At 52.6% G+C, this 26,574-nt stretch carries 21 protein-coding genes and 1 pseudogene; 15 read left to right on the top strand and 7 right to left on the bottom strand.

Translation table 11 applies throughout. The annotated features are described in order from the left end of the window. The first annotated feature begins 40 nt into the window (after window positions 1–40). From QRY16_RS12860 to QRY16_RS12850, 3 genes are read left to right on the top strand one after another with little or no spacing between them, the layout of a single operon-like run. Entirely contained in the window at window positions 41–769 is a 729-nt protein-coding gene (locus tag QRY16_RS12860) for a gluconate 2-dehydrogenase subunit 3 family protein (RefSeq protein WP_289776867.1), read from the top strand. Beyond that, window positions 769–2,547, top strand: a complete 1,779-nt coding sequence (locus QRY16_RS12855) for a GMC family oxidoreductase (protein ID WP_289776866.1) — start codon at window positions 769–771, stop codon at window positions 2,545–2,547. Before QRY16_RS12860 ends, QRY16_RS12855 begins: the two co-directional genes overlap by 1 nt. Before the next feature lie 14 nt (window positions 2,548–2,561). Next, window positions 2,562–3,845, top strand: coding sequence for a c-type cytochrome (locus tag QRY16_RS12850; RefSeq protein ID WP_289776865.1), 1,284 nt, complete (start codon window positions 2,562–2,564; stop codon window positions 3,843–3,845). Window positions 3,846–3,893: 48 nt separating this feature from the next. Here the strand turns inward: QRY16_RS12850 and ompX are convergent, their stop codons facing one another. Then, window positions 3,894–4,409 carry an outer membrane protein OmpX gene (ompX, locus tag QRY16_RS12845; RefSeq protein ID WP_193403372.1) on the bottom strand — a complete coding sequence of 172 codons (516 nt, stop codon included), beginning with the start codon at window positions 4,407–4,409 and terminating at the stop codon, window positions 3,894–3,896. Window positions 4,410–4,780: 371 nt separating this feature from the next. On the opposite strand from ompX, the gene rhtA reads away from it, so the two are divergent. The 6 genes from rhtA (at window position 4,781) to ybiO (ending at window position 11,610) form a co-directional block, all read left to right on the top strand. Beyond that, window positions 4,781–5,695 (top strand): threonine/homoserine exporter RhtA, encoded by a 915-nt coding sequence (rhtA, locus tag QRY16_RS12840; protein ID WP_289776864.1) that lies wholly within the window; start codon window positions 4,781–4,783, stop codon window positions 5,693–5,695. A 325-nt stretch (window positions 5,696–6,020) separates the two neighbouring features. Beyond that, window positions 6,021–6,524: a DNA starvation/stationary phase protection protein Dps gene (gene dps / locus QRY16_RS12835; RefSeq protein WP_193403374.1), complete on the top strand. Its 504-nt coding sequence runs from the start codon at window positions 6,021–6,023 to the stop codon at window positions 6,522–6,524. A gap of 316 nt (window positions 6,525–6,840) precedes the next feature. Next, window positions 6,841–7,587 carry a glutamine ABC transporter substrate-binding protein GlnH gene (glnH, locus tag QRY16_RS12830; RefSeq protein WP_193403375.1) on the top strand — a complete coding sequence of 249 codons (747 nt, stop codon included), beginning with the start codon at window positions 6,841–6,843 and terminating at the stop codon, window positions 7,585–7,587. A 76-nt stretch (window positions 7,588–7,663) separates the two neighbouring features. Beyond that, window positions 7,664–8,323: a glutamine ABC transporter permease GlnP gene (gene glnP, locus QRY16_RS12825; RefSeq protein ID WP_289776863.1), complete on the top strand. Its 660-nt coding sequence runs from the start codon at window positions 7,664–7,666 to the stop codon at window positions 8,321–8,323. Then, window positions 8,320–9,042 (top strand): glutamine ABC transporter ATP-binding protein GlnQ, encoded by a 723-nt coding sequence (gene glnQ / locus QRY16_RS12820; protein WP_289776862.1) that lies wholly within the window; start codon window positions 8,320–8,322, stop codon window positions 9,040–9,042. The genes glnP and glnQ overlap by 4 nt, the downstream gene beginning before the upstream one ends. 297 nt (window positions 9,043–9,339) lie before the next feature. Further along, window positions 9,340–11,610 (top strand): mechanosensitive channel protein, encoded by a 2,271-nt coding sequence (gene ybiO / locus QRY16_RS12815; RefSeq protein ID WP_289776861.1) that lies wholly within the window; start codon window positions 9,340–9,342, stop codon window positions 11,608–11,610. Between the two features lie 20 nt (window positions 11,611–11,630). Here the strand turns inward: ybiO and rlmF are convergent, their stop codons facing one another. Next, complete coding sequence (gene rlmF, locus QRY16_RS12810; protein ID WP_289776860.1) at window positions 11,631–12,548, bottom strand: 23S rRNA (adenine(1618)-N(6))-methyltransferase RlmF; 918 nt, start codon at window positions 12,546–12,548, stop codon at window positions 11,631–11,633. Window positions 12,549–12,689: 141 nt separating this feature from the next. Here rlmF and QRY16_RS12805 point away from each other — a divergent pair, with 141 nt between their 5' ends. Further along, the gene (locus QRY16_RS12805; protein ID WP_289776859.1) at window positions 12,690–13,322 is read left to right on the top strand and encodes a flavin reductase family protein; all 633 of its coding nucleotides are present in this window, start codon (window positions 12,690–12,692) and stop codon (window positions 13,320–13,322) included. Between the two features lie 193 nt (window positions 13,323–13,515). Here the strand turns inward: QRY16_RS12805 and hutG are convergent. Next, window positions 13,516–14,299 (bottom strand): annotated as a pseudogene (hutG, locus tag QRY16_RS12800) (N-formylglutamate deformylase). 8 nt (window positions 14,300–14,307) lie between these two features. After that, the gene (gene hutI, locus QRY16_RS12795) at window positions 14,308–15,471 is read right to left on the bottom strand and encodes an imidazolonepropionase (RefSeq protein WP_289776879.1); all 1,164 of its coding nucleotides are present in this window, start codon (window positions 15,469–15,471) and stop codon (window positions 14,308–14,310) included. A gap of 136 nt (window positions 15,472–15,607) precedes the next feature. Between hutI and QRY16_RS12790 the strand changes: the two genes are divergently transcribed. Next, window positions 15,608–16,963 carry a formimidoylglutamate deiminase gene (locus QRY16_RS12790; RefSeq protein WP_289776858.1) on the top strand — a complete coding sequence of 452 codons (1,356 nt, stop codon included), beginning with the start codon at window positions 15,608–15,610 and terminating at the stop codon, window positions 16,961–16,963. Next, window positions 16,960–17,499: a HutD/Ves family protein gene (locus tag QRY16_RS12785; protein WP_289776857.1), complete on the top strand. Its 540-nt coding sequence runs from the start codon at window positions 16,960–16,962 to the stop codon at window positions 17,497–17,499. The genes QRY16_RS12790 and QRY16_RS12785 overlap by 4 nt, the downstream gene beginning before the upstream one ends. Here QRY16_RS12785 and hutC read toward each other — a convergent pair. Further along, window positions 17,483–18,238, bottom strand: a complete 756-nt coding sequence (hutC, locus tag QRY16_RS12780) for a histidine utilization transcriptional repressor HutC (protein WP_289776856.1) — start codon at window positions 18,236–18,238, stop codon at window positions 17,483–17,485. The genes QRY16_RS12785 and hutC overlap by 17 nt on opposite strands. A gap of 304 nt (window positions 18,239–18,542) precedes the next feature. Here hutC and hutH point away from each other — a divergent pair, with 304 nt between their 5' ends. From hutH to QRY16_RS12765, 3 genes are all read left to right on the top strand, one after another. Continuing rightward, window positions 18,543–20,102 (top strand): histidine ammonia-lyase, encoded by a 1,560-nt coding sequence (gene hutH / locus QRY16_RS12775; RefSeq protein WP_289776855.1) that lies wholly within the window; start codon window positions 18,543–18,545, stop codon window positions 20,100–20,102. A gap of 10 nt (window positions 20,103–20,112) precedes the next feature. Then, on the top strand, window positions 20,113–21,798 hold the full coding sequence (gene hutU / locus QRY16_RS12770) for a urocanate hydratase (RefSeq protein WP_289776854.1): 1,686 nt from the start codon (window positions 20,113–20,115) through the stop codon (window positions 21,796–21,798). A 175-nt stretch (window positions 21,799–21,973) separates the two neighbouring features. Further along, the gene (locus tag QRY16_RS12765; RefSeq protein ID WP_289776853.1) at window positions 21,974–23,152 is read left to right on the top strand and encodes a M20 aminoacylase family protein; all 1,179 of its coding nucleotides are present in this window, start codon (window positions 21,974–21,976) and stop codon (window positions 23,150–23,152) included. Here the strand turns inward: QRY16_RS12765 and ybiB are convergent. Further along, a complete protein-coding gene (gene ybiB, locus QRY16_RS12760; RefSeq protein ID WP_289776852.1) occupies window positions 23,133–24,101 on the bottom strand; it encodes a DNA-binding protein YbiB in 969 nt (322 codons plus the stop codon). The genes QRY16_RS12765 and ybiB overlap by 20 nt on opposite strands. A gap of 29 nt (window positions 24,102–24,130) precedes the next feature. Beyond that, window positions 24,131–26,293, bottom strand: a complete 2,163-nt coding sequence (dinG, locus tag QRY16_RS12755; RefSeq protein WP_289776851.1) for an ATP-dependent DNA helicase DinG — start codon at window positions 26,291–26,293, stop codon at window positions 24,131–24,133. Window positions 26,294–26,574: the final 281 nt, after the last annotated feature.

The raw sequence follows: 26,574 nt of genomic DNA, 5'->3' as shown, positions 1-26,574 counted from the left end.
TTATAACAAACCACCCGTAATGGGTTTCCAAGGAAAAGCAATGTCAGCCAACAAGCCTGAAGAGCATCCCTCGGGCCGGAGACGTTTTTTACAAAAATCGCTCTCGCTCATCCCTCTCGCCGCTGCCGCCAGCACGGGTGTCGTTTCATTAACTTCCCCCGCAGCCGAAAAACCGCAAGGCGTAGTACAGGATTACGTTCCTGCCTACTTCAATGATAAAGAGTGGAAATTTCTGCTTGCCGCCTTAGAGCGTCTGATTCCCAGCGATGCAAACGGTCCCGGCGCCGTCAGCGAAGGGGTCCCCGTTTATATTGATAAACAGATGGAACTTCCTTACGGCTATGGCCGGTTGTGGTACATGCAGGCGCCGTTTGCCGAAGCCGCACCGGAAATGGGTTATCAGTCACATCTGGTGCCGCGCGACACTTATCGCGTCGGGATCAAATTAACCGATGACTACTGCCAGCAAAAATTTCAGAAAGATTTTTATCAGCTGGACGCCAGCCAGCAGGAAGCTGTGCTGCGCGATCTGGAAGCGGACCATATCCGCAATGAAGCCATTCACGGCAAGCTATTTTTTGAGCAGCTACTGGAAAACGCCAAAGAAGGGTATCTCGCCGATCCGATACATGGCGGCAACCAGACTCTGGCCTCGTGGAAGCTGATTGGCTTTCCCGGTGCCCGTGCCGATTTTATTGATACGGTCCAGCAACCTAATAAACCGTATCCGCTCGGTCCGGTCAGTATTTCCAGTAAAAGGAGTGTGTAATGGCTGCAGTAAAAAAAGATTCCGTCGATATTGTTATCGTCGGATTTGGCTGGACCGGCTCGCTAATGGCGATGGAACTGGCCAGCAGTGGCTTGAAGATTGTGGCGCTGGAGCGCGGCGAGAACCGTGATACTTATCCTGACTTTGCCTATCCCCGTATCGCAGATGAACTGACCTACGGCATTCGCCTGAAGCTGTTTCAAAACGCGGCTAAAGAAACAGTAACAATACGCCACAAAACCAGCGAGACTGCCCTGCCTTACCGCCGCTTTGGCTCTTTCCTGCCGGGCGATGGCGTGGGTGGCGCAGGGACGCACTGGAATGGTCAACTGTGGCGCCCGCTGGAAGCAGATCTCAAAATGCGCAGCACGGTCATTGAAAAATATGGAGCAAGCTTTATTCCTGAAGGCATGACGGTGCAGGATTATCCGTTTAGCTATGAAGAGCTGGAGCCGTTTTTTGACAAATTCGAGAAAATTTGTGGCGCATCAGGCAAGGCAGGCAATATAAACGGTGAAAAAATTGCTGGCGGTAACCCCTTTGAATCACCGCGTAAAAATGATTATCCCACCAGGCCGCTGCAAACGCTTTATGCGGGAGATTTGTTTGCACAAGCTGCACAAAAACTGGGGTATCACCCTTTCCAGTGTCCGGCAGCCAACTGTACCGAATCCTGGACCAATCCTTATAACGTCCAGCTTGGGGTATGTAATTATTGTGGTTACTGCGAGCGCTTCGGCTGTTTTAACTACTCTAAAGGTTCACCCCAGTCATGCGTGATCCCGGCGTTACGTCAGCATAGTAATTTTGAGCTGCGTACGCAGTCACATGTTATCCGTGTGAATACCGACAGCAGCGGTAAAAAAGCCACAGGCGTCACTTATATTGATGCGCAAGGTAATGAAATCGAGCAACCGGCTGCTTTAGTGGTATTAAGCGCCTTTCAGCTCCATAACGTGCGCCTGCTGCTCTTATCCAATATCGGCAAACCTTACAACCCAATGACCGGCGAAGGCGTGGTAGGCCGTAATTATGCCTATCAGATGACCGGCGGCATTAAGTTGTTCTTCGATAAAGACACTTATTTCAATCCGTTTGCAGCTACTGGCGCAACCACCACAATGATTGATGATTTCAACGCAGAAAATTTCGATCACAGCAAGCTTGGTTTTGTGGGCGGTGCCACAATTTCCGCCGCCTTCTCTGGGGGTCGTCCGATTCAGCAAATGGGCATTCCTAAAGATGCACCGCGTTGGGGTTCCGGCTGGAAGCAGGCCATCAAAGACAATTATCTGCATACGATGAACGTAGGTTCATCGGGTTCAGTGATGCCATATCGTCAATGCTATCTCGATCTTGATCCGACCTATAAAGATATTTATGGCCAACCGCTGTTGCGGATGACGTTCGACTGGCAACAGAACGAGTTGAAGATGACGAACTTCATTAAGGACCGGGCTGAAGAGATCGTTAAAACCATCAATCCCAAAACCTATGAAGTGGCCTTTAAGACCCTGAATAGCCATTACGATGTACGTCCTTATCAATCCACACACACCACTGGCGGCGCGGTGATGGGTGATAACCCCTCCACAAGCGTAGTGAATAAGTATCTGCAAAGCTGGGATGTGCCAAATCTGTTTGTTACTGGCGCATGCTGCTTCCCGCAGAACCTTGCTTACAACCCAACCGGCATTGTTTGCGCCACGACACTGTTCGCCGCCGAGGCGATTCGCACGCGCTACCTTGCCAGTCCCGGTCCGCTGGTTCAGGCTTGATAAGGAGAGAGACGGTGAAAAGATCTCAGGTAGTTTTTGCACTCGCCGCGCTGGCAGGTATAGCGAGCGGTGCGCAGGCGGCTACGCCGGAATCCATTGCGCACGGTAAATATCTGTCCATAGCCGGGGATTGCGCCGCTTGTCATACCGCCGCTGGTGGCCAACCCTTCGCTGGCGGATTAAAAATGAGTACGCCTGTTGGTGCGATCTATTCCACTAACATCACGCCGGATAAATCAACCGGTATTGGCGATTACAGCTATGATGATTTTGCTAAAGCGGTGCGCGGCGGCGTGAAGAAAGACGGGTCCTCCCTTTATCCCGCGATGCCCTATCCTTCCTATGCCAAAATCACCGACAGTGATTTGCATGATCTTTATGACTACTTTATGCAGGGCGTCAAGCCGGTCAGCCAGGCCAATCACGACAGCGATATTCCGTGGCCGCTCAATATGCGTTGGCCGCTTTCGCTTTGGCGCTGGGCATTTACCGATGATAAAACTTTTGCCAGCACGCCTGACAAATCCGCTCAGTGGCAGCGCGGCGCCTATCTCGTCCAGGGATTAGCGCACTGCGGCTCTTGTCATACCCCACGCGGCATTGGATTTCAGGAAAAAGCGCTGGATCAGTCCGATAAAGCCTATCTAGCCGGCGGCACGCTGGAAGGCTGGCATGCGCCTGATCTCACGGCGACTCAGGCAGATGGCCTCGGTCGCTGGTCGCAACAGGATATTGTCGAATTCCTGAAAACCGGCGCCAATACGCAAGCTTCAGCATTCGGTTCAATGACGGAAGTGGTGAATCACAGCACGCAATTTCTGACCGATAACGATTTGAATGCTATTGCCATTTACCTGAAATCATTACCCGCCAGCCATGTTATGCCGGCGCCACAAAACAGCGATGCTACCGCGCAAGCGTTGTTTAAAGGGGATGTCAGCCAGCCTGGCGCTCAAATTTATCTTGATAACTGTGCAGCCTGTCATCGTAGCGACGGCAAAGGCTATACGCGAACGTTCCCGGCGCTGGCCCATAATTCAGCCGTGCTCAGCGATGACCCCTCATCCGTCATCAGTATGATTTTGCAGGGCGATAAGCGTGTCAGCACTCAGTCGGCCCCAACTGGCTTAGCCATGCCGGATTTCGGCTGGCGTCTGGACGATCAGCAAGTAGCCGATGTGGCAACGTTTGTGCGTGACGGCTGGGGTAATCATGCGAAGCCGGTTACGGCCGATCAGGTGAAAGATATACGTAAAATCACCATAGAAAGCGAACCAGGACAAGAACCGCAGAAATAAAAAAACGGCCCGATAAGGGCCGTTTTTCTGTAGACAGTCTACGCTAACTTAGAAGCTGTAACCTACGCCAGCGATCCAGGTGCCAACGTCAACGTTACGAATGCGGCTCTGCTCGTAGCCTACATCGACTGCAAAGTTTTCAACTGGGTTGAACTGCAAGCCTGCGCCGTAAGAGAAGCCTACGTCGCTGGTATCAGATTTGTCACGCACCACAGTCGAGTTCTGCTGGTATTTGCCGTAGCCGATACCCACAACACCGTAGATGCTTGCCCAGTCGTTCAGACGGTAAGCAGGACCACCGGTAACGCCGTAATATTGGCCTTTGTCATAAACGTTACCGCCGCCATGATGATCTTTCTCGGTGTAGGTGAAAGATGCGATCCAACCCAGTGGGTTAGAACCGTCTTCGTAGCGGTATTTCAGGTTGAAGCCGTTTGCTTTGTTAGCAACGCCTTGATAATCACTCTGCGCATAGCCACCGGTTACGGTGCTTTGAGCCATTGCAGAACCTGCGGATACAGCCAGAACACAGGCCAGTGCTGAAAGACATGCAATTTTTTTCATAACCACCTCAAATGTGAAAGTACCACTCTCCTGACAACGCTGAAAATATAACAAAAAATAGCAAGAAACTCTGCCCGGATTTTGTTGTCTAACAGAATGTTTGGTGTAACAGGACGTTAATACACGATCGTATGTCATTCTTTTTTCTTATAAAAAGCATCATATTCCTGCAATATAATTTTTGTCATTAAATCTTCGCTTTAAGTAAAATCCTAAAAAATCCTGACGTTTCTTTACCTAAACGGCACTAAATTTGTTCATTTTTTACCCGGTTAAACTACATTTAAAGCGCGCGTTATCATCTCTTTTATCTGCCAGTTCCATTACACTGTTCGCCTTGTTACATACATGATTAAGGATGCGCTCACAGGATGTCCCTTAGCTCCCGCACCAAAAATTTTGCGCCTGTCTTTATGCCTGTCGCTGTATTGCTGCTCGCCATGCTATCGCTGCAGGGAGGCGCATCACTGGCAAAATCCCTGTTTTCTACCGTAGGCTCAACAGGGATTACGGCTTTACGTTTGGGTTTAGGCACGCTTATTCTCTGTACGATTTTTAAACCATGGCGGCTGCACTTTACGCGTGAACAGCGGGTGCCGCTGTTAATATATGGTTTAGCGCTTGGCGCAATGAATTTCATGTTTTATTTATCGATTCGTACTCTGCCGCTTGGCGTAGCCGTTGCACTAGAATTTACCGGGCCATTAACGCTGGCATTACTGGGTTCGCGTCGTCTGCTGGATTTTGTTTGGGTCGTGCTGGCCGTGATGGGTTTGTGGTTCCTGTTGCCATTTGGCGCAACGATGACGGCAATCGATCCGTTTGGTGCGGCATTAGCAATAGGCGCAGGTGTCTGTTGGGCATTTTATATCCTGGCGGGACAGCGCGCAGGCGCAGAGCATGGGCCGGCTACCGTTGCGATGGGTTCGCTTATTGCTTCCATAATTTTTGTGCCACTGGGTCTGACATTCGCAGAAAGCGGCATCTGGCACTGGAACATCTTGCCCATCGCTTTACTGGTTGCTTTGCTCTCAAGCGTCATTCCCTATTCTCTTGAGATGATGGTGCTTACGCGTCTACCTGCACGTATTTTTGGCACGCTGATGAGTCTGGAACCGGCGATGGCAGCGTTGTCGGGTATGCTATTTCTCGGCGAGACCTTAAGCGGAAAACAGTGTCTGGCGCTACTGGCGATTATCATTGCTTCGGCTGGTTCAACCCTGACAATGAAGCCCAAAAAGAGCCAGTTAAGTGAAGTGGAAATAAATAACAAAGCGGAAAAATAATTAACTGGCCTGCTAACCGGGTGGGCCAAATAATAATGAAATCAGTCTTAATGATTATTCTTAATTAAAAGCGAATCGTTACTATTATTATTTTGAAACAGTCCAGTACACTCTGTTGACGAAACAAACCAACCCTTTGTAAATAAAAACCTTTTTCTAACAAGCCATTTAACACTGTATTAACCCAGTCGGGTTAACTTGTTATTTCCGATAAGAAATAATCTATTTCAATCATTGCTATTGTCGTTACTGCAAATTCTAAAATCGCTGCTATACTTATTTCCGTGTTTCATTTAGGACAACCATCAAAGAGAGGACCGAAACGATGAGTACCGCTAAATTGGTTAAAACAAATTCTTCTGATCTGCTTTACACTCGTAATGACGTAGCTGAAAATGAAAAAAAAGCTACCATTGAGGTGCTCAACCGTATGGTAGTCGAATTTATTGATTTGTCGCTGATCACGAAACAGGCGCACTGGAACATGCGCGGTGCTAACTTTATCGGCGTACATGAAATGCTGGACGGCTTCCGTACCGTCATTACCGATCATCAGGACACCATTGCAGAGCGTGTGGTACAGCTTGGTGGCGTCGCGCTGGGTACCACCCAGGTCGTTAATGACAAAACGCCGCTGAAAAGCTACCCGCTAAATATTCACAGCGTGCAGGATCACCTTAAAGCCCTGGCAGATCGCTACGGTGTGGTCGCTAACGATGTGCGTAAAGCCATTACTGAAGTCAAAGATGAAGATACCGCTGACATCTTTACCGCTGCATCACGTGATCTCGATAAATTCCTGTGGTTTATTGAATCTAATATCGAATAAGACGTTTGAAGATAAAACAGGCGGGGAAACCCGCCTGTTTTACGTCCTGCCTGCCGCTTTTTATGACTTCGTTAACAATTTTTCCTTCCTGATTTTCTCCGTCCTTTTTTTTACGTCACACTTTCCGTTGCACTAAAAAAATGTCACGCACCACAATGAGTCACCAAATTAGTGCAACTTTTCTTTGCAAAACAAAACGGTGACAGGTGGTGCATTTAACCTACTGATCTCATAGATTTTGCGAAGTTGGCATAATACTTTCATAAGACAAGCCGCAAACCCAGGCCTGCAGCCTGATAGTAATAAGGAAAAAATGATGAAGTCACTGTTTAAAGTCTCTGTGGCCGCGCTGGCGCTGGCCTTCTCATTCTCTTCTACCGCAGCAGAAAAAAAACTGGTTGTCGCAACCGACACCGCCTTCGTTCCTTTTGAATTCAAGCAAGGGGATAAATATGTCGGCTTTGATGTGGATTTATGGGATGCCATCGCTAAGGAGCTGAAGCTTGATTACACTCTGAAGCCCATGGATTTCAGTGGAATTATTCCTGCACTGCAAACGCGCAACGTTGATCTGGCGTTAGCCGGCATCACCATCACCGAAGAACGTAAAAAAGCGATTGAATTTTCTGACGGTTACTACAAAAGCGGTTTACTGGTAATGGTGCGTAATAACGAAAACGACATTAAAAGTATTAGCGACCTGAACGGCAAAGTACTTGCCGTAAAGAGCGGTACAGGTTCTGTCGATTACGCAAAAGCCCATATCAAAACCAAAGATCTGCGCCAGTTTCCAAATATCGACAATGCTTATATGGAGTTAGGCACCAACCGCGCTGACGCGGTGCTGCATGACACACCAAATATCCTGTACTTCATCCACACCGCGGGGAAAGGCCGCTTCAAAGCAGTAGGTGATTCCATTGAAGCTCAGCAATATGGCATCGCTTTTCCAAAGGGCAGCGACGATCTGCGCACCAAAGTAAACGGCGCGCTGAAGACACTGAAAGAGAACGGTATCTATAACCAGCTGTATAAAAAATGGTTTGGCAGCGAACCTAAATAACAATTCGATATGCGTTAATTTTCAGCAGGGATTTTATCCCTGCTTTTTTCCTTCGCAACATATCTGGAGTTTCACCATGGAGTTCGACTGGAGCGTCATCTGGCCTGCCTTACCCGTACTGCTTGAAGGTGCAAAAATGACCTTATTGATCTCGGTCATTGGTCTGGTAGGTGGTTTGATCATCGGCTTAGTCGCTGGTTTTGCCCGCGCTTATGGCGGCTGGATTACCAACAATATCGCCTTGGTCTTTATTGAAATCATTCGCGGCACGCCAATCGTGGTGCAGGTGATGTTCATCTATTTTGCCCTGCCGATGGCATTCCCGGATTTACGCATCGATCCGTTCAGCGCCGCGGTGATCACCATCATGATCAACTCGGGTGCTTATATTGCGGAAATCACGCGCGGGGCGGTTTTGTCGATCAATAAAGGTTTCCGCGAAGCCGGTTTGGCTCTGGGTTTGTCACGCCGTGAAACCCTGCGCTATGTCATTATGCCGCTGGCGCTGCGCCGCATGTTACCCCCTCTGGGCAACCAATGGATTGTCAGTATTAAAGACACCTCGCTGTTTATCGTTATCGGCGTGGCGGAACTGACTCGCCAGGGTCAGGAAATTATTGCCGGTAACTTCCGCGCGCTGGAAATCTGGAGCGCGGTCGCGATCATCTATCTTGTGATTACGCTGGTGTTGAGCTTTGTGCTGCGCCGTATTGAGAAAAGGGTGAAAATCCTGTGATTGAATTTAAAGATGTCTCGAAGCATTTTGGCAAAACGCAGGTGCTGCATAATATTGATCTGAAGATCAACCAGGGCGAAGTCGTCGTGATTATCGGACCTTCGGGTTCAGGCAAATCTACTCTGCTGCGCTGCATCAATAAACTGGAGGAGATCACCAGCGGCGAGTTGATTGTTGATGGTTTGAAAGTTAACGATCCCAATGTCGATGAGCGCCTGATCCGTCAGGAAGCAGGTATGGTATTTCAGCAGTTTCACCTGTTTCCGCAGATGAGCGCCCTGGATAACGTCGCGTTTGGTCCGATTCGGGTGCGCGGCGCAAAGAAAGAAGATGCGCGCAAGCTGGCGCAGGTATTGCTAGAGAAAGTTGGCCTTGCTGAACGTGCGCACCATTTTCCTTCAGAGCTTTCAGGCGGTCAGCAGCAGCGCGTAGCGATTGCCCGTGCCTTAGCGGTGAAGCCAAAAATGATGCTATTTGATGAGCCAACCTCAGCGCTTGATCCAGAACTCCGTCACGAAGTGTTAAAGGTGATGCAAGATTTAGCTGAAGAAGGGATGACCATGGTCATCGTCACCCACGAAGTCAGCTTTGCGCAGAAAGTCGCCTCACGCCTGATTTTTATTGATAAAGGTCGCATTGCCGAAGACGGCAAGCCTGACGAGCTCATCAACAATCCGCCAAGCGATCGTCTGCGCGAGTTTTTGCAGCACGTTTCGTGATTTATCGGGCCGCCTTGTCGGCCCACTTTCCTCTTTATCAATGCAAATTCCCCCGCAGCGACAGGCGAACACAACCCGGTGCAGGTCGATCCTGACGTGATGCGGGCAACGTCTCTGTCCGAAACAGGCTGGAACGCTGCAATAGCGTCTCGAAGGAAGCCAGACTCTGGAATCAGCGCGCAGTCAATGCCGCTGTCAGCTGAAGTACCACGGGGTTTTTGCTTTAAGACATTTCACTCGCTATGCCTGTCTATACTTTTTCTCTTGTGAAGCAAGTCTGTTGCTAAGGAGAAAGCCATGTCGTCAACCTGCCCAACCCGCAATGCCTTGCGACGTTGGATCCTGCTCTGCCTGTTATTTTTCGTTACGCTACCTACAGCACAAGCCGTTTCATTACCTCAGGCCACCGTCGCAGTACAACATGGCAAAACCGATTCTGACAACGCAGCAGATCAACCCGATCTGAATGATAAAAAAGCCGCTTATGTCGCCCTGGCCGACATCCTTGAAAATGATCAGTCGCGAGAAGAGTTGATTAAGCAACTGCGTAATACTACCGCTACGCCAGCCCATACCGATACGCCAACATTGACTCTGCCAACTGACGATCAGGAAGAGAAAACCGTGCTGCAAGGATTGACTGACATGACGCGCGAATACGGTGGCGAAGTCGCAACTCAATTCATTCGGCTGCATGACAATATTCTTTATGCCCCCCATAAATCCTTTAATCCCGTCACCTTTGTCAACGCGTTAACTCACTTCGCAGGCCTGGCGCTGGCGCTGTTTGTGCTTTACTGGCTGCTGCGTCGCATGGCTTATCCACTTTATCGGCACCTCGGCCAGTGGGGACGAAATAAAAACCGCGACCATCGCAACTGGCTCCAGCTACCGGCTGCCATCACTGGCGCATTTATTATTGATTTGCTGCTCCTGGCGTTGGCGCTGTTTATTGGTCAGATTATTAGCGACAATTTCCACGCCAACAGCCGCACCATTGCCTATCAGCAGGGGCTGTTTCTCAACGCCTTTGCGTTAATTGAATTTTTCAAAGCGCTGCTGCGCCTGATTTTTTGCCCGCGCTTTCCCGAGCTGCGCTTTTTTCATCTTAACGATGCGCGCGCCAGTTACTGGAATACGCGCCTGAGCTGGCTCAGCGGTATGATGGGTTATGGCTTATTAGTCATTGTGCCTATTGTCTCTAATCAGGTAAATGTCCAGATATCCGCGCTATTAAACATTGCGATTATGGCAATAATGACCAGTTGGGCGCTGTGGCTGATATTCAGCAATAAGCGCAACATTCATCATGCCTTGATTGCGCTAAGCGATCGCAGCATGGCATTTTTTGCCTTCTTTATTCGTGCATTCGCGCTGGTCTGGCACTGGATGGCAAGCGCTTACTTTATTACCCTGTTTTTATTTTCGATTTTCAATCCCGGCGACAGCCTGAAATTTATGATGTCTGCCACGGTACGTAGCCTGACAATTATTGGTATCGCCGCCTTTGCTTCCGGCATGTTGACGCGCTGGATTGGTAAAACCATTACTTTGTCGCCCGAGCTGCGCCGTAACTACCCTGAACTGCAAAATCGCGTAAATGACTGGGTGCGCGCAATGCTGAAACTGGCTCGTATTATCACTGTGTTTGCCACTGTGCTGCTCCTGCTCAATGCCTGGAATCTGTTCGATCTCTGGCACTGGTTAACGGTAGGCGCAGGCGAAAAAATGGTGGATGTTCTGATCCGCATCGTGATGATTCTGCTGCTGTCGGCTATCGGCTGGACAGTGCTGGCGAGTTTGATCGAAAGCCGTCTGTCCTCTGATTCTCACGGTCGTCCAATGCCCAGCGCCCGTACGCGCACCCTACTGACGTTATTTCGTAATGCGCTGGCGGTCGTCATCAGCACCATTACTATTATGATTTTGCTGTCGGAAATTGGGGTTAATATCGCTCCGCTATTAGCGGGTGCAGGTGCATTGGGGCTGGCAGTATCGTTCGGTTCACAAACGCTGGTAAAGGATATTATCACCGGTATTTTTATCCAGTTTGAAAATGGCATGAATACGGGCGATCTGGTTACTATTGGTGCAATTACTGGCACGGTGGAACGCATGTCAATTCGTTCGGTGGGCGTGCGCCAGGATACCGGCGCGTATCACATCATTCCGTGGTCGTCGATCACCACTTTCGCCAACTTTGTGCGCGGCATTGGCTCATTTGTCGCCAACTATGATGTCGATCGTAGCCAGGACACGGAGCGCGCCAATCAGGCGTTGCAATCGGCGGTCACTGAACTGCTGGAAAATCCAGAAATTCGCGGCATGGTGATTGGCGAGCCGAATTTTGCCGGGCTGGTGGGGTTGACTAATCAGGCATTTACTGTTCGCGTCTCGTTTACCACTCAGCCGCTCAAGCAGTGGACGGTGCGCTTTGCTTTGGATGACAAGGTGAAAAAACATTTCGACGCTGCGGGCATTAAAGCGCCGCATCAAACAGTGGAAATAATGCAAACTGGCCCAGACATGGCGGGTGCAAGCTTACCCACGCTACCCGCACCACAATAACCGCCACATCAGGCAGCGTATTATTTAAGCCGTTTCGTGCGTAGCGCCGCTGGCATAAAAGTCCAGGCCAGAAAACGACTCTGTTTCTGGCCTTGTGCCATATTGACCACGCGCACTTCTGCATCCAGCGCCTGTAACTGTTTTTCCAGCACAGGCAGGTTTTCTTTACGTGAGACCAGCGAAGTAAACCACATGCATTGGCGCCCCAGCGCTACGCTTTCTGCAATCATCTTACTGACAAACGCCTTCTCTCCCCCTTCACACCATAATTCATTATTCTGACCGCCAAAGTTAAGCGGTGCCGTTTTTTGCAGGCCAAGGTTGCGTACTTTACGCTGCGAACCGGCGGCGGCTTCTGCGGCGGAGGCATGGAACGGCGGATTACACATCACAGCATGAAAGAAGTCATTTTTACCCACGATGCCTGACAGGATCGCCTCGCTGTTTTTTTGCTGACGCAGGCGGATCATTCTTTGCAAACCAGGATTAGCCGCCACGATGCGGTTAGCCGCTTTTAGCGCTCTTTCATCAATTTCGGTGCCGGTAAAGCGCCAGCCATATTCAGCCTGGCCAATCAGCGGATAGATGCAGTTAGCGCCGCAACCAATATCCAGTACATCGGCCACGGGAATCGTGCCATGATTATCCAGCGCCAGCAGATCAGCCAGATAATGCACATAATCTGCCCGTCCCGGCACTGGCGGGCACAACGAGCCGGGTGCAAGCTGCCAGTCGAGACCATAAAATAGCTTAATCAGCGCCTGGTTCAGCAACATCACCGCATCAGGATCGGCAAAATCCACGGACTGCGCCCCATAACCATTTGGCCGCACTTTTGCCGCCAGAGGCGGGTGCGCAGCGGTTAACGCGACAAAATCATATTCGCCCTGATGACGATTACGGACATGGAACGGTGACGGGCTGGCTGACTTTTTCATACTTTCTCTCAATTATTCTGGCGCGCGTACAATACGCTGTGACTCGCTGAAAATAAACCTGCACGATCCGCTTACACAATTCTCTCGCTTTCAGGCGATGCTGTGACGCTAAGATAAACTAAAAACCGCCCCGGAGATGTCATGACGCATAAACGTTACTCTTATCAACCCCACGTCGGTCATGGACTACCGCATGATCCGCTTAACGCCATTATTGGTCCACGCCCGATTGGCTGGATCAGCTCAATCAGTGCCAGCGGTCATCGTAATCTCGCCCCTTACAGCTTCTTTAACTGTTTTAACTATCACCCACCGATAATTGGCTTTGCCAGCAGCGGCTGGAAAGACAGCGTACAGAATATTTCTGAAACCAAAGAGTTCGTCTGGAACCTGGCGACACGCTCGCTGGCGGAGGCGATGAATGAGAGTTCCGCCTCGGTGGCCGCCGATCAGGACGAGTTTGCGCTCGCTGGCTTAACGCCTTTAAGCGCATCACAGGTCAAAGCCAGTTTAGTGGCAGAAAGTCCGGTGAATTTTGAATGCAAACTCGCCCAGCTCATTCAGTTACAAGACGCACACGGCAAGCCAATTAATAGCTGGCTGGTGCTGGGTGAAGCGGTGGCGATCCATATTGATGAAACACTGCTGGAAAACGGTATTTATCAAACCGCCAAAGCCGAGCCGGTGCTGCGCGCCGGTGGACCCAGCGCCTATTACGGCATCAGCGAAGCCCAGCGTTTTGACTTAGTGCGCCCGGACGCACGCCGGATATAAATTATAACAGGCACCCGCCCGCGTTTTCATGATGGCGCGGGCCACGGCAGCGGCCGCCAGCGAATCCCCTGCTGTTGCCCACGTCCGACGCAGCCGTCAGCCCTGCAGATTATTAACCCGGACCGATCCCTTTCCCGGAAAAACAGGCTGCGTCGAAGCAGTACAAACGCTGTAGAAGCTGGGTGCAGTTAAATTAACACTTTCCCTTGTCGATAAACGCATGCATCAGCGGCTTAAGCACCTTTTGCAGCTGCGACGCACGCTCTTGCCGCCAGGCGAAAGGTAGCGTCTCATCCATATAATTGCATTGTGCCAGTTCCAGCTGTACCGCCTGTACATTCTGATCCGGCTGACCGTAGGCGCGGGTAATATAACCCCCTTTAAAACGTCCATTTACCACCCAACTGTATTGATCTTGCGCGATGCAGACGTCCTGAATGGCATTAATTACCGCCGTGCGACAGCTGACACCATCGTTAGTGCCGATGTTTATATCCGGCAGCCGCCCTTCAAACAAGCGCGGAATCACGCTGGCAATGGAGTGCGCATCAAACAGCAAGGCATAGCCGTGCGCGGCTTTGAGTCGAGCCAGTTCTTGCTGAATCTGCTGATGATAAGGCTGCCAGATGTTATCGATATAGTATTGGCGCTGCGCTGGGCGTCTTGCCGTCGGCAAAGGTCGGCGTGCCGTCAAACAGCGTTTCAGGAAACAAACCGGTTGTTGCGGTGGTGTACAGCGGCTGGTTATCCGGTGGGCGATTGAGATCAACCACAAAGCGTGAATAGCGGCCAATCAATACGCTGGCCCCCAGATCGCGGACAAAATCATATAGCAGAGGAATATGCCAGTCGGTATCGGGCAAACCGCGTGCGGCCTCGCTTAATCCTGATTCGACTTCAGGCATGAGCTGCGTTCCGGCATGCGGAATGCTGACCAGCAACGGCATTTTACCAGGGGTAAAATGGAAAGGCGTTATTGCATTACTCATTTGGCTTCTCCGCGATAAATAACTTTGCAGGGCAGTTCGCCGCCCAACCAGTAAACCAGCTCTGCCGGACGTGATAGCGGCCAATGTACAAAGTTCGCCACTTTCCCCACTTCCAGAGAGCCATGTGTCTGCTCTAATCCAAGCGCTTTAGCACCCCAAATCGTCACGCCTGCTAACGCCTCTTCCGGCGTCATACCGAATAGCGTGCACCCCATGTTTAACATCAACCTTAACGATAATGCAGGCGAAGTACCGGGATTTGCATCGCTCGCCAGCGCCATCGGCACACCGTAACGGCGGAACAGATCAACCGGCGGACGCTGTGTTTCACGCAGCAGGTAAAACGCTCCTGGCAGTAAAACCGCTACCGTATTGTGCTGCGCCAACGCTTTGGCATCGTTTTCTGTTGCATACTCCAGATGATCGGCAGACAGTGCCCCATAGCTTGCGGCCAGCGTCGCGCCCCCCTGCGAGGAGAGCTGCTCCGCATGTAATTTAACGGGCAAGCCCAACGCTTTTGCCTGGTCAAATACCCGTGCCACCTGCTGTGGAGAAAAAGCCAGATGTTCGCAAAAGGCATCCACTGCATCGGCCAGCCCTTCGGCTTTTACTTTTGGCAGTAGCCGATGACAGATGATCTCGATCCAGCCCTCGGGATTTTGTTTGAATTCTGGTGGGAAACTGTGCGCTGCCAGACAGGTCGATACCACATCCGCCGGTACGCTTTCGCTTAACTCGCGAATTGCACGCAACATGCGTAGCTCGCTTTCTTCATCAAGGCCGTAGCCGGATTTGATCTCAACCGTAGTAACGCCTTCTGCCAGCAAACGATCCAGCCGCCAGCGCGCTGATGCAACCAGCTCTTGCTGGCTGGCGGCGCGCGTAGCGCGTACCGTCGAAAGAATGCCGCCGCCCTGCGCCGCAATTTCGGCATAACTGGCGCCATTCAGCCGCTGCTCAAACTCCTGGCTGCGATCGCCACCGAACACTAAGTGGGTATGGCAATCGACTAAACCTGGCGTAATGATGCCGCCGGGAAGCTGATGCTGTTCGCGGGCCGTAAAAGCGGGCATTGCTTTACGTGGCCCCAGCCACACCAGCTTGCCTGACTTCACTGCCAGCGCGCCATCCTCAATGGTCTGGTATTTACCACCCTGCATGGTAACAAGGTCGGCCCCCAGCCACAGGCTGTCTATGGATAAATCATCTGCTGTTATCACCTCATCGCTCCCGACATTTACACTGTGCATTAAAGTATGTATATGTATATACAACCACATCCGTTGAGGATCAACCATGGCGACTTTTTTTGCTTCACGCGCATTGCTGGCTGACGGCTGGCGCAAACAGGTTCGAATTTCAGTCAACCCGGCGGGCTTCATTGAAGCGATCGCTGCTGACAGCCACGCGCAGAATGCGATTTCACTGCAAGGCGAGATAATTCCCGCTATTGCAAATCTTCACTCTCATGCGTTTCAGCGCGCAATGGCCGGACTGGCCGAAGTTGCGGGCAATCCGCAGGACAGCTTCTGGACCTGGCGCGATTTAATGTATCGCATGGTGCAGCGTCTGTCGCCAGAACAGGTGGGAGATATTGCCGCACTGCTTTATATCGAGATGCTCAAAGGTGGCTACAGCCAGGTCGCAGAATTTCACTATTTGCACCACGATCCGCAAGGCATGCCTTACCCCGCAGATGCGATGCTGCAACAGCTGATTGCCGCCGCTGAGACCGCAGGCATTGGCCAAACGTTACTGCCGGTGTTGTACAGCTACAGCGGCTTTGGCGCGCAAAAGCCAACCGACGGGCAAAAACGCTTTATTCAGCAAACCGATCGCTATTTGCAGCAGCAAACCTGGTTGCAAAACGCGTTGCACGACAAGCCGCTGCACAATCATGGGCTGTGTTTCCATTCGCTACGTGCGGTGAGCGAAGCGCAAATGCATGAAGTATTGTCTGTCAGTCCTGCCACACTGCCGGTGCATATTCATGTCGCCGAGCAGGAAAAAGAGGTTAACGACAGTATCGCATGGAGTGGCGAACGACCAGTTGCCTGGTTGATGAACCGTTTTGAAGTCGATAAGCGCTGGTGCCTGATTCACGCTACGCATCTTGATGACGACGAGATTCGGCGGCTGGCAGCCAGCGGCGCGGTTGCAGGTTTATGCCCTACCACCGAAGCCAACCTGGGCGACGGCATTTTCCCGGCGGTTGAATATATCGCTCAGGGCGGACGCTGGGGCATCGGTTCCGACAGTCACGTTTCACTCAGTACTCAGGAAGAGCTGCGCTGGCTGGAATACGGTCAACGCCTGCGCGATCGTCGGCGTAACCGCATCACCACGCCAGATCAGGCCTCAGTTGGCGATCTGCTTTGGCAGCAAGCGGCGCAAGGGGGCGCGCAGGCATGCGGCATTCGCAGTGGTGAAATCGCCGTTGGGCAACGCGCCGACTGGCTGGTTTTAAAAGATGATGCCTGGCTCGACGGCATTGATGACAACGCCCTGCTCAATCGCTGGCTGTTTGCCGGGCAGCGCGATCAGATACGCGATGTGTATGTAGCGGGCAAGGCGGTTATTCAGAATGGCTGTCACGCGGCAGAAGAAGCCTGTGCCAGACGTTTCAAACAGACAATGGCAGCGTTACGATGAAGCGTTTCTCTTACGATGATTTGCCGGTAAGTCGCTGGCGCAACGGCGGTGGTGAAACGCGCGAAATCATGAGTTTCCCGCCCGGCGAAGAACAATTTGGCTGGCGCGCCAGCATTGCGACCATTTCAGCTGATGGACCGTTTTCGCTTTTTCCCCATGTGGATCGGGTTATTACCTTGCTGCACGGCGACGATGTGTTGCTCAGCGCGCCAGGCGTGCAGCATCGCTTAACGCCGCTTCAGCCGTGGGCCTTTTCCGGTGAACTGGCCTTGAGCGCTTGCCTGAATGGTAGTGCCAGCGAGGATTTTAATATCATGACGCGCCGCGACAGCTGGCAAGCCACGGTTGCAATAACCTCAACGCTGGCTTGCAGTGAAAACGGCGTAGCGTGGGTATTAAGCGGAGAATGGCAGCTGGCGAACGGTGAAAAACTCTCTCGCCAGCAGGGCGTCTGGTGGACGGATGAAACGATGCAGCTGAGACCGGGTAGCGACGATGCACAGCTGCTGTTTATCTGCCTTAGCCGTGTCCTTTAAATCGCCCCAGCAATTTGTAACGTGAACCCGGATACAGCAAACTCGCATAGGTCACAATTTTATTATCACTCCACGTCTGGCGGCGAATCAGCAGACAAGGTTCATGCTCATCCAGCGCCAGATGTTTGCGCTGACGCGCATCTGGCAGCACCGCTTCAACAATATGTTCCCCGGCGGTCAGCGGCGCGACACGCATCAAATAGGTATAGGGCGTCAGGCTGTGATAATTCTGGGTGAGGTAATCTGGTGCCACTAGCGGATTAACTAAACGATCTTCCAGCTGTACCGGCAGGTCGTTTTCATAATGCACAATCAGTGAATGATAGACAGTCTGGCCGGTGCTCAGCCCTAAAATAGCCGCCTGTTCGGGGTCGGCCTTGTTCTGGCCGATGGCGAGGATTTGACAGCGGTGCTGATGCCCACGCTGAGCAATTTCATCGGCGATATTATGTACTTCCAGCATCGCCGTGTAGCCTTTCATCTCCGCGACAAACGTGCCTACACCCTGCATACGTACCAAAAAACCTTCACTGGTAAGCTCGCGTAACGCACGGTTAATCGTCATACGGCTGACGCCCAGCTCATTCACCAGCTCGCTTTCTGACGGTACACGCTGATTAGACTTCCAGTGTCCTTCACGAATCTGGCTGACAATGGCCTGTTTAACACGCTGATAAATCGGCGCGGGTTCATTGCTCATGGCCGCAGCCAGTTGGGCTATCGCCGTATGTTCAACCATGTCCGGTTCCTTATCCTGATAATGTCCCGAGTTTACTGTCTCAGGGCGGAAATGTATATACATCTAAATAGCGCAAAAGTGCACTGTTGGTGCACTGCATGCCTCATTACAGTGCAACCCTTGCCGTTAAAAACTCTACGGGCCTGACGCAGCAAAGCATAATTTTTGTGATCGGTTTGGCACAGCACTTGCTACTTGTATAGACAAGATTAGACACTTATGCTTCACTCGCTTTAATCCGCTGGTCAGGAAGCAGCTATTAACAGTGGCAACGCCAGCAAACTTGTATATACAGGAGTAGGCTATGTCAGGTGCATCTCATCATTTATGCCTGGTTCCGGGCGAGGTTGATCTCGCGACGTTGCGTGCTATTTATTACGGCAACGTGTCTCTCAGACTTGATGAACGTACGCGTATCGCTGTTGCACGGTCACAGGAAACAGTGGAAGCCATCGTTGCTTCCGGCAAGGTGGTTTATGGCATCAATACCGGCTTCGGCAAGCTGGCGCAGACGCAAATCCCCGCTTCGCGCTTAGCCGATCTGCAACGTAATCTGGTGCTGTCGCACAGCGTCGGTTTAGGCGATCTGCTGCCCGATAATGTCACGCGCTTGATTTTGGCCAGCAAGATTATCAGCCTGGCGCGGGGTCATTCTGGTGTGCGCATCGAACTGATTGATGCGCTGCTGGCGCTGTTTAACGCAGGCGTGATGCCGTGCATTCCTGCAAAAGGTTCGGTTGGCGCTTCCGGCGATCTGGCACCGCTGGCACATATGTCGCTAATGTTACTGGGCGAAGGCCAGGTACGGTTTAACGGTGAAATGATGACTGCCGTTGAGGGTCTGGCCAAAGTGGGGCTTAAACCTTTCATCCTCGGCCCGAAAGAGGGTTTGGCGCTGCTGAATGGTACACAGGTCTCCACCGCGTTGGCACTGCGTGGCCTGTTTGAAACCGAAAATCTGTTCGCCGCCGGATTAATGGCCGGCGCGTTGTCGCTGGAAGCAATTAAAGGCTCGCTGAAGCCCTATGATGCACGCATTCATCTGGCGCGCGGTCAGCAAGGCCAAATCGCCGTTGCCGCTGCCGTAACAGCATTGATTGAAGGCAGCGAAATCCTCGTTTCGCACGTTAACTGTGGTCGGGTACAAGATCCTTACTCTATCCGCTGCGTGCCGCAGGTGATGGGTGCCTGTCTGGATAATCTGAACCACGCCGCGCGTATACTGCAAATTGAGGCCAACGCCGCCTCTGATAATCCGCTGGTGTTTAGCGAATCCGGTGATGTGATTTCCGGTGGCAATTTCCATGCCGAACCGGTGGCCTTCGCCGCTGACATTATCGCGTTAGCTATTGCCGAAGTGGGTGCGATTTCTGAACGACGTATGGCGCTGTTGCTCGATACCGGCTTGTCCGGTTTACCGCCTTTCCTGGTGCGCGACGGCGGCGTGAACTCAGGCTTTATGATCGCCCAGGTCACCGCAGCGGCGCTGGCTTCTGAGAACAAATCGCTGGCACATCCTGGCAGCGTTGACAGCCTGCCCACCTCCGCTAATCAGGAAGATCACGTTTCTATGGCAACGTATGCCGCACGTCGCCTTGGTGATATGTGCTTTAACACCGCAGCGGTTGTCGGCATTGAAGCGATGGCGGCGGCACAAGGCATTGAATTCAACCGACCGCTACAAAGTTCTGCGTTACTCGAACAGGCGATCAGCACCATCCGCGAGCAGGTGGCTTTTCTTGATGAAGACCGCCTGCTGGCCCCCGACATTGAGGCCATGCGTCAGTGGGCGAGCCGTGCCGACTGGCCACAACCATTGACCGCGCTGCTGCCCAGCATGCGTTCTGTAACCTCCGCTGAATAAGGATTCTGTAATGAGCGAAACTCTGTCTCAGGCCGTGGCACGCGAAATCCGTGCTCCACATGGTGATAAACTGCATTGCGCTAACTGGCTGATTGAAGCTGCCTACCGCATGATCCAAAACAATCTCGATCCTGACGTGGCCGAACGCCCGGAAGATTTGGTGGTATATGGTGGCATTGGTAAAGCGGCGCGCAACTGGGAATGCTTCGAACAGATCTTACGCTCGCTGAAACTATTAAAACCGGATGAAACGCTGCTGATTCAGTCAGGCAAACCGGTTGGCGTTTTCCGTACGCATGCCGATGCACCACGCGTCTTGCTGGCAAACTCGAATCTGGTGCCGCACTGGGCTAACTGGGACCATTTCCACGAGCTGGATAAAGCCGGATTGATGATGTACGGCCAGATGACCGCCGGTTCGTGGATCTACATTGGCGCGCAGGGCATTGTGCAAGGCACTTATGAAACTTTCGTCGAAGCGGGTCGTCAGCATTACAACAATGACCTCAGTGGACGCTGGATTTTGACTGCGGGTTTAGGCGGGATGGGAGGCGCGCAACCGCTGGCGGGTGTATTAGCGGGGGCTTGTGTGCTGGCAATTGAGTGTCAGGAATCACGCATCGATTTCCGTTTGCGTACCCGTTACGTTGATCATAAAGCCACCTCGCTGGATGAGGCGCTGGCGCTGATCGAAGAAGCCACCAAAGCGAAAAAAGCGATTTCCGTGGGCCTGCTGGGTAACGCGGCGGAAATCCTACCTGAGCTGGTAAAACGCGCTAAAGCAGGCGGACCAAAACCGGACATTGTGACCGACCAAACCTCGGCGCATGACCCGATTAATGGTTATTTGCCGATTGGCTGGGATCTGGCCCGCTGGCAGCAAGAGCGCGTCAGCCAGCCAAAAGCGGTAGAAAAAGCCGCGCGCGCCTCTATGGCAGTGCACGTACAGGCGATGCTCGACTTCTGTCACATGGGTATTCCAACCGTGGACTACGGCAACAACATTCGCCAGGTCGCGCTGGATGAAGGCGTGAAAAATGCGTTTGATTTCCCAGGTTTCGTGCCAGCCTATATTCGTCCCCTGTTCTGTGAAGGCAAAGGCCCGTTCCGCTGGGTGGCGCTGCCTGGCGATCCAGAAGATATTTACAAAACCGATGCCAGACTAAAAGCGTTGTTCCCCCATAACAAGAACCTGCACCGCTGGCTGGATATGGCGCAGGAACGTATCGCCTTCCAGGGCTTACCGGCGCGCATTTGCTGGCTGGGCCTGGGAGAACGTCACCTGGCCGGGCTGGCATTTAACGAGATGGTGCGCAACGGCGAACTCAAAGCGCCGGTCGTTATTGGTCGCGATCATCTGGATTGCGGTTCTGTCGCTTCACCAAACCGCGAAACCGAAGCGATGAAGGACGGCTCCGATGCTGTTTCTGACTGGCCGCTGCTCAATGCGCTGTTAAATACCGCAGGCGGTGCCACTTGGGTGAGCCTGCATCACGGCGGTGGCGTAGGTATGGGTTTCTCGCAGCACGCAGGCGTAGTCATTGTGTGTGATGGCAGCGAAGCTGCTGATGCACGTTTGGGTCGTGTATTGTGGAACGATCCCGCCACTGGCGTGATGCGTCATGCCGATGCGGGCTATGAACAGGCACAGGCTTGCGCGAAAGAGCATGGGCTGACATTACCCATGCAGGCGTAAACCTGACGTCTCCCCTTTCCCCGGCGCGGGAAAGGGGAACTGCGTACACCCTTTCCTTATTACTTATTCCATTTTGATTTAGCCTATAGCCAAATTTAACCGTTTCGGCAATAGACGTGCGCGTGTCAGACCACTAAAGTGAAATCTCCTCAATCCGTAAGGAGCGCGTTTCTGCATGACCCTTTCCCCTGCTCTGCTTGAAGATGCCCTGCGCTGGCGCCACCAGTTTCACCAGGAGCCTGAACTTGGCTACCAGGAGCATAAAACCAGCGATATTGTCGCTCAACAGCTCGAAGTCGCTGAACTGCGCGTATTTCGCGGCTTAGCAGGTACGGCTGTGATCGGCACGCTGGAGAACGGTCCGGGGCCGGTGATTGGCCTGCGGGCGGATATGGATGCCTTACCGATTACGGAAAAAGGCGACGTGCCATGGCGCTCCTCACAGCCTGGCGTCATGCATGCCTGTGGACACGATGGCCACACCGCGATTCTGCTCGCAGCCGCCAGACAGCTAGCCGCAACGCGTCAGTTCAGCGGCACGGTGCATTTTATTTTTCAGCCTGCCGAAGAAAACCTCGGCGGTGCGCGCAAAATGGTGGAAGAAGGACTGTTCCAGCGCTTTCCGATGGATGCGGTCTACGCCATGCATAACTGGCCGGGTATGCCGCTCGGCACGCTGGCGGTGAATCCGGGCGCGATGATGGCTTCGCTCGACTCGTTTGAAATCACGCTCAACGGCAAAAGTTGCCACGCGGCGATGCCAGAAAGTGGTGCCGATCCGATGGTGGTAGCCGCTGAATTAATTCTGGCGCTGCAAACCATTCCTTCGCGTCGTCTGTCACCGCTGGCATCTGCCGTGGTGAGCGTGACCCAAATCCACGGGGGCGAAGCCATCAATGTTATCCCGGAGCAAATTGTGCTGCGCGGCACGGTGCGCTGTTTGCAAACCGATGTGCGTGATCGGGTACGCAGCCTGATCGGGAATTTTGTCAGCACCTTACCAAAGCCATTTGGCGTGTGCGGGAAGATTGAGTGGTTGCCTGGGTATCCGGTCACTGCAAATCATGCGGGTCCGGCTGAACAGGTGCGCACGGTGGCGCGGGATATGTTTGGCGCAGAGAGCGTGAAATGGCAGGTTAATCCGTCGATGGCGTCGGAAGATTTTGCCTGCATGATGGAAGCCTGTCCTGGCGCCTATTTTTGGCTGGGTGCCGACGGCGAAACGCCTTCTGCTCCGTTACACAACGCGCGCTACGATTTTAACGATGATTTGATCCCGCTGGGCATCGAATTTTGGCAGACCCTGGTAGAAAAAGCGCTGCCAAAAGCCGACGTTAGTAGCCCGCGTCGCTAAGGCGCTGTAAACCCGCGTCCAGCGAATCGCACTGACCGCTGGCGCGTAAACAGCAGGCAATCTGCAAACGCAGCGCCTCTGGCACCTTCCGCTGTTTCGCCAGTACGTCTTCAGTCCAGCGTGCCGTTACCGCTGCCGTTTTATCGCCAGGCAATGCCAGTGCAACTTCTGGCTGTCGTTCAACCCATATCTGTGCTGGTGCCGCTGCGCCGTGAACGTAGCTGATTGCCGGACAGCGTAGCGGATTGGCATACACTTCACCCTCGGTGCCGTTCAGCAGAAGGGCTGGCGCATTAATGTCACTGAAAAACTGACCCACGCGCGGCACATATTCAGGATGAGAAACGCTCGACAAACGCAGCGCCTCGCGTTCACCAAAGGGTGTCGCCAGTTTTGCCAGCGTATGCGCACTGTTACGCACGCCCATGCGCCAACGCAGCGAAAGCTGTTTCGCCATTGGCGGACAAAGATTGTCGATAGTAATAAACGCCAGCTTGCCGTTGTCCAGGCATGCCTGCGCCTGTGATTGCGTGGTTACCGGCTGCACGCCAAGTTCAGCAAAAACCGCCTCGCTGGTCACGCGAGTGGCATCGTCGCTCACGCCATGCATCAGCACCGGGAAGCCAAGCTGGTTCAGCAACAGCGCCAGTAACGGCGTCAAATTGCCCTGACGGCGTGCGCCGTTATAACTGGGAAGCACAACGGGCATCGGACGACTGGCTGGTGCACGTAACGTCATCATCCGTGCCTGCATCGCCTGGTAAAAGCCGCGCATTTCGGCCTCGCCTTCGCCTTTAATACGCAGCGCAATCAAAATACCGCCCAGCTCAAGATCGGGCACGTCACCGGCCAGCATCGCGCTGTAAAGCGCGACCGCGCTATCGAAATCGATGTCACGCGCGTGATTTTTTCCACGCCCGATCTCTTTAATAATTTTATTTAGTTCCATCACTCGCTTCCGTTAAAGTACGCGGCCCTTTAGCGCCGCGTGGGACGTTTTTTACGCACGGCTGGCGTGGGTGCGCTTTTTATTACCGCAGGTTCGGGTGTTGCTGGCTGCACAATAGGAAACACCGGCAGCGCCGCAAGTAACCGGCTGCCGTAAGCCTTGCTCAACAAACGGCGATCGTAAATGACAATTTCGCCATAACATTGATGGCTACGGATCAAGCGGCCGACCTGCTGAATCAGCGTGAATGAAGCGCTGGGTAAACTCTGCACCTCAAACGGATAACGCTTCAGGCTTTTTAGCCATTCGCCTTCGGTTAAAATTACCGGACTGTCCACCGGGGGAAAAGCGATTTTATGAATATGTACCTGGCTCAGCAGCTCGCCTTTCAAATCCAGCCCTTCTGCAAAAGACTGCAGGCCAATCAGAATACTGGTATCGCCCTTTTCTACGCGCTTGCGGTGCAGTTCGACCAAACGACTGCGTGGCTGATCGCCCTGCACCAGCATTGTCAGCCGTAAATCTGGCAGGCAGGCGACAAATTGCTGCATGGCTCGTCCGCTGGCAAACAACACCAGTATCCCTTTGTGCTTCTCTTCTGCTATTTGCTGACGGAAGAACCCTGCCATTTCGGCAATGTGTTCCGCTTCATGGGCCATCAACGGCTCGTAACGCATTTGCGGTATCACCAGTTTGCCCTGATCGACATGATTGAATGGCGACGCAAGCGCGACAAAACGGTCGCCCGCTTTCTCATTCAGGCCAGACATTTCCTGCAGGCGATGAAAGCTGTTCAGCGAACGCAACGTAGCGGACGTCACCACCACATGCGGGATCTTCCGCCACAACATTTTTTCAAGCTGATCGCTAACGCGAATACCCGCGCAGTGAAACAGCAGGTGCGCCTGACCATCACGCAATTCGCGAGTGATCCACTTTGATACCGGCGCGCCCGACGCTTTCTCTAGCGCCGCCAGCCGCCACAGCTTACTCACCGATTCAAACCAGCCAAACTGCCGGTTGAGCTGTAAGAGATTACGGTGCAGCCGCACCATATCGACTTTGCCGGTTTGCTCGCTCAGGGCATTGATCAACCCTTCGCTTAAACCGCGTAGCGCATCACAGCGCCTGAATAACTGGGTACAGAGTTCCAGAATTTCCTGTGGCAGCTCGCCAAGCACGAAACGGTATTCACCCGGCTGGTTATGCGCCGGTAATAAAGGCGTTAAAGCGTTACTGATAATCGTTAATAATTCACGTAATTCGTCGCAATGAGCTTTAAGCCGTTCAGGATTTGCCAGCGGCGGCGGCGATTTAGGCCGCATCTGCGTCATAATGCCGTCGACTAATTTTACAAACAGATCGAGCTGTAAGCTGTTCCAGCCAGGGGTAATATCAGCACTCATCTCCAGCGCGTCGCGTGCGACTTCAGGTAAATGATGTCCTTCATCAAGCACCAACATCAGCTGTTTGGCGGGCGGCAACACCGATTCGTTTTCCATCGCAGCCATAACCAGCGCATGGTTTGCCACTACCACATCAACCTGCTCGATTTCACGACGCGCCACAAAAAATGGACATTCGCGATACCAGCGGCAATGCGCCCCCAGACAGCTGGCTTTATCGGTAGAAAGCCGCTGCCACAAGCTATCGCTGACGTTCTCTTCGCTGTGATCGCGCAAACCGTCCCACTGATAACGCTCAAGGGATTTTTGCAAACGTCCACACTGGATTTGCTCTTCTTTGGTGCTGCTGATCGCCTCATCATCCAGATACAACAGGAGATCGCCCTGCTGATCGTCATCTGCGGCCATTGCCGCTAAATTGCGCGGACAAATATAGCGACCGCGACCAAAGGCAGCGGTAAAGGTAAGATCGGGAATAATTTTCTTCAGTAACGGCAGATCTTTGGTGAAGATCTGATCCTGTAACGCTACATTCGCCGTGCTTATCACCAGCCGCTTCTCTTCAGCCCGGCTGACGGCGATGCCAGGAATTAAATAGGAGAGCGTTTTACCGACGCCGGTTGGCGCTTCAACCGCCAGATGACGGCCATCGTCACCCGCCAGGCATTTCGCCACCGCAGCAATCATCTGTCGCTGCGGCGGGCGGGGAATAAAGTCAGGCACCTGTTGCTGCAGCGCTTTATACCACTGCGCTATCTGACTTTTTAATGCTGCTGTCAGGGCCATTATCTTGTTACCCGCAGAAAAAATTGCCTGTATTTTTACACAGTATCCGGGCTACGTCAGCTTTCGCTGTGTTTTTTTCGTCGCGTAAAATCCTCAAGCCAAGGGTAGTTATCAACCGCAATAAGCCCTTGCAGATGCCGTCGGCAAAACAGCGTGTCGCTGTCGCGCCTGTGTTTTTCCTGATCCGTCATGGTATCTCGCCGATAAATAGCGTGCACCGTCTGTCAGATGTGCAGCAAAAGAGGGCTTGCCCGCTAAATGAAAACGTAAACAGTCGTCCG

This window comes from Mixta mediterraneensis (genome assembly GCF_030283135.1).
GTDB lineage: Bacteria > Pseudomonadota > Gammaproteobacteria > Enterobacterales > Enterobacteriaceae > Pantoea > Pantoea mediterraneensis.
The sequence above is the reverse complement of the archived record's forward strand: the minus strand, read 5'-3'. Positions and strand labels throughout refer to the sequence as shown.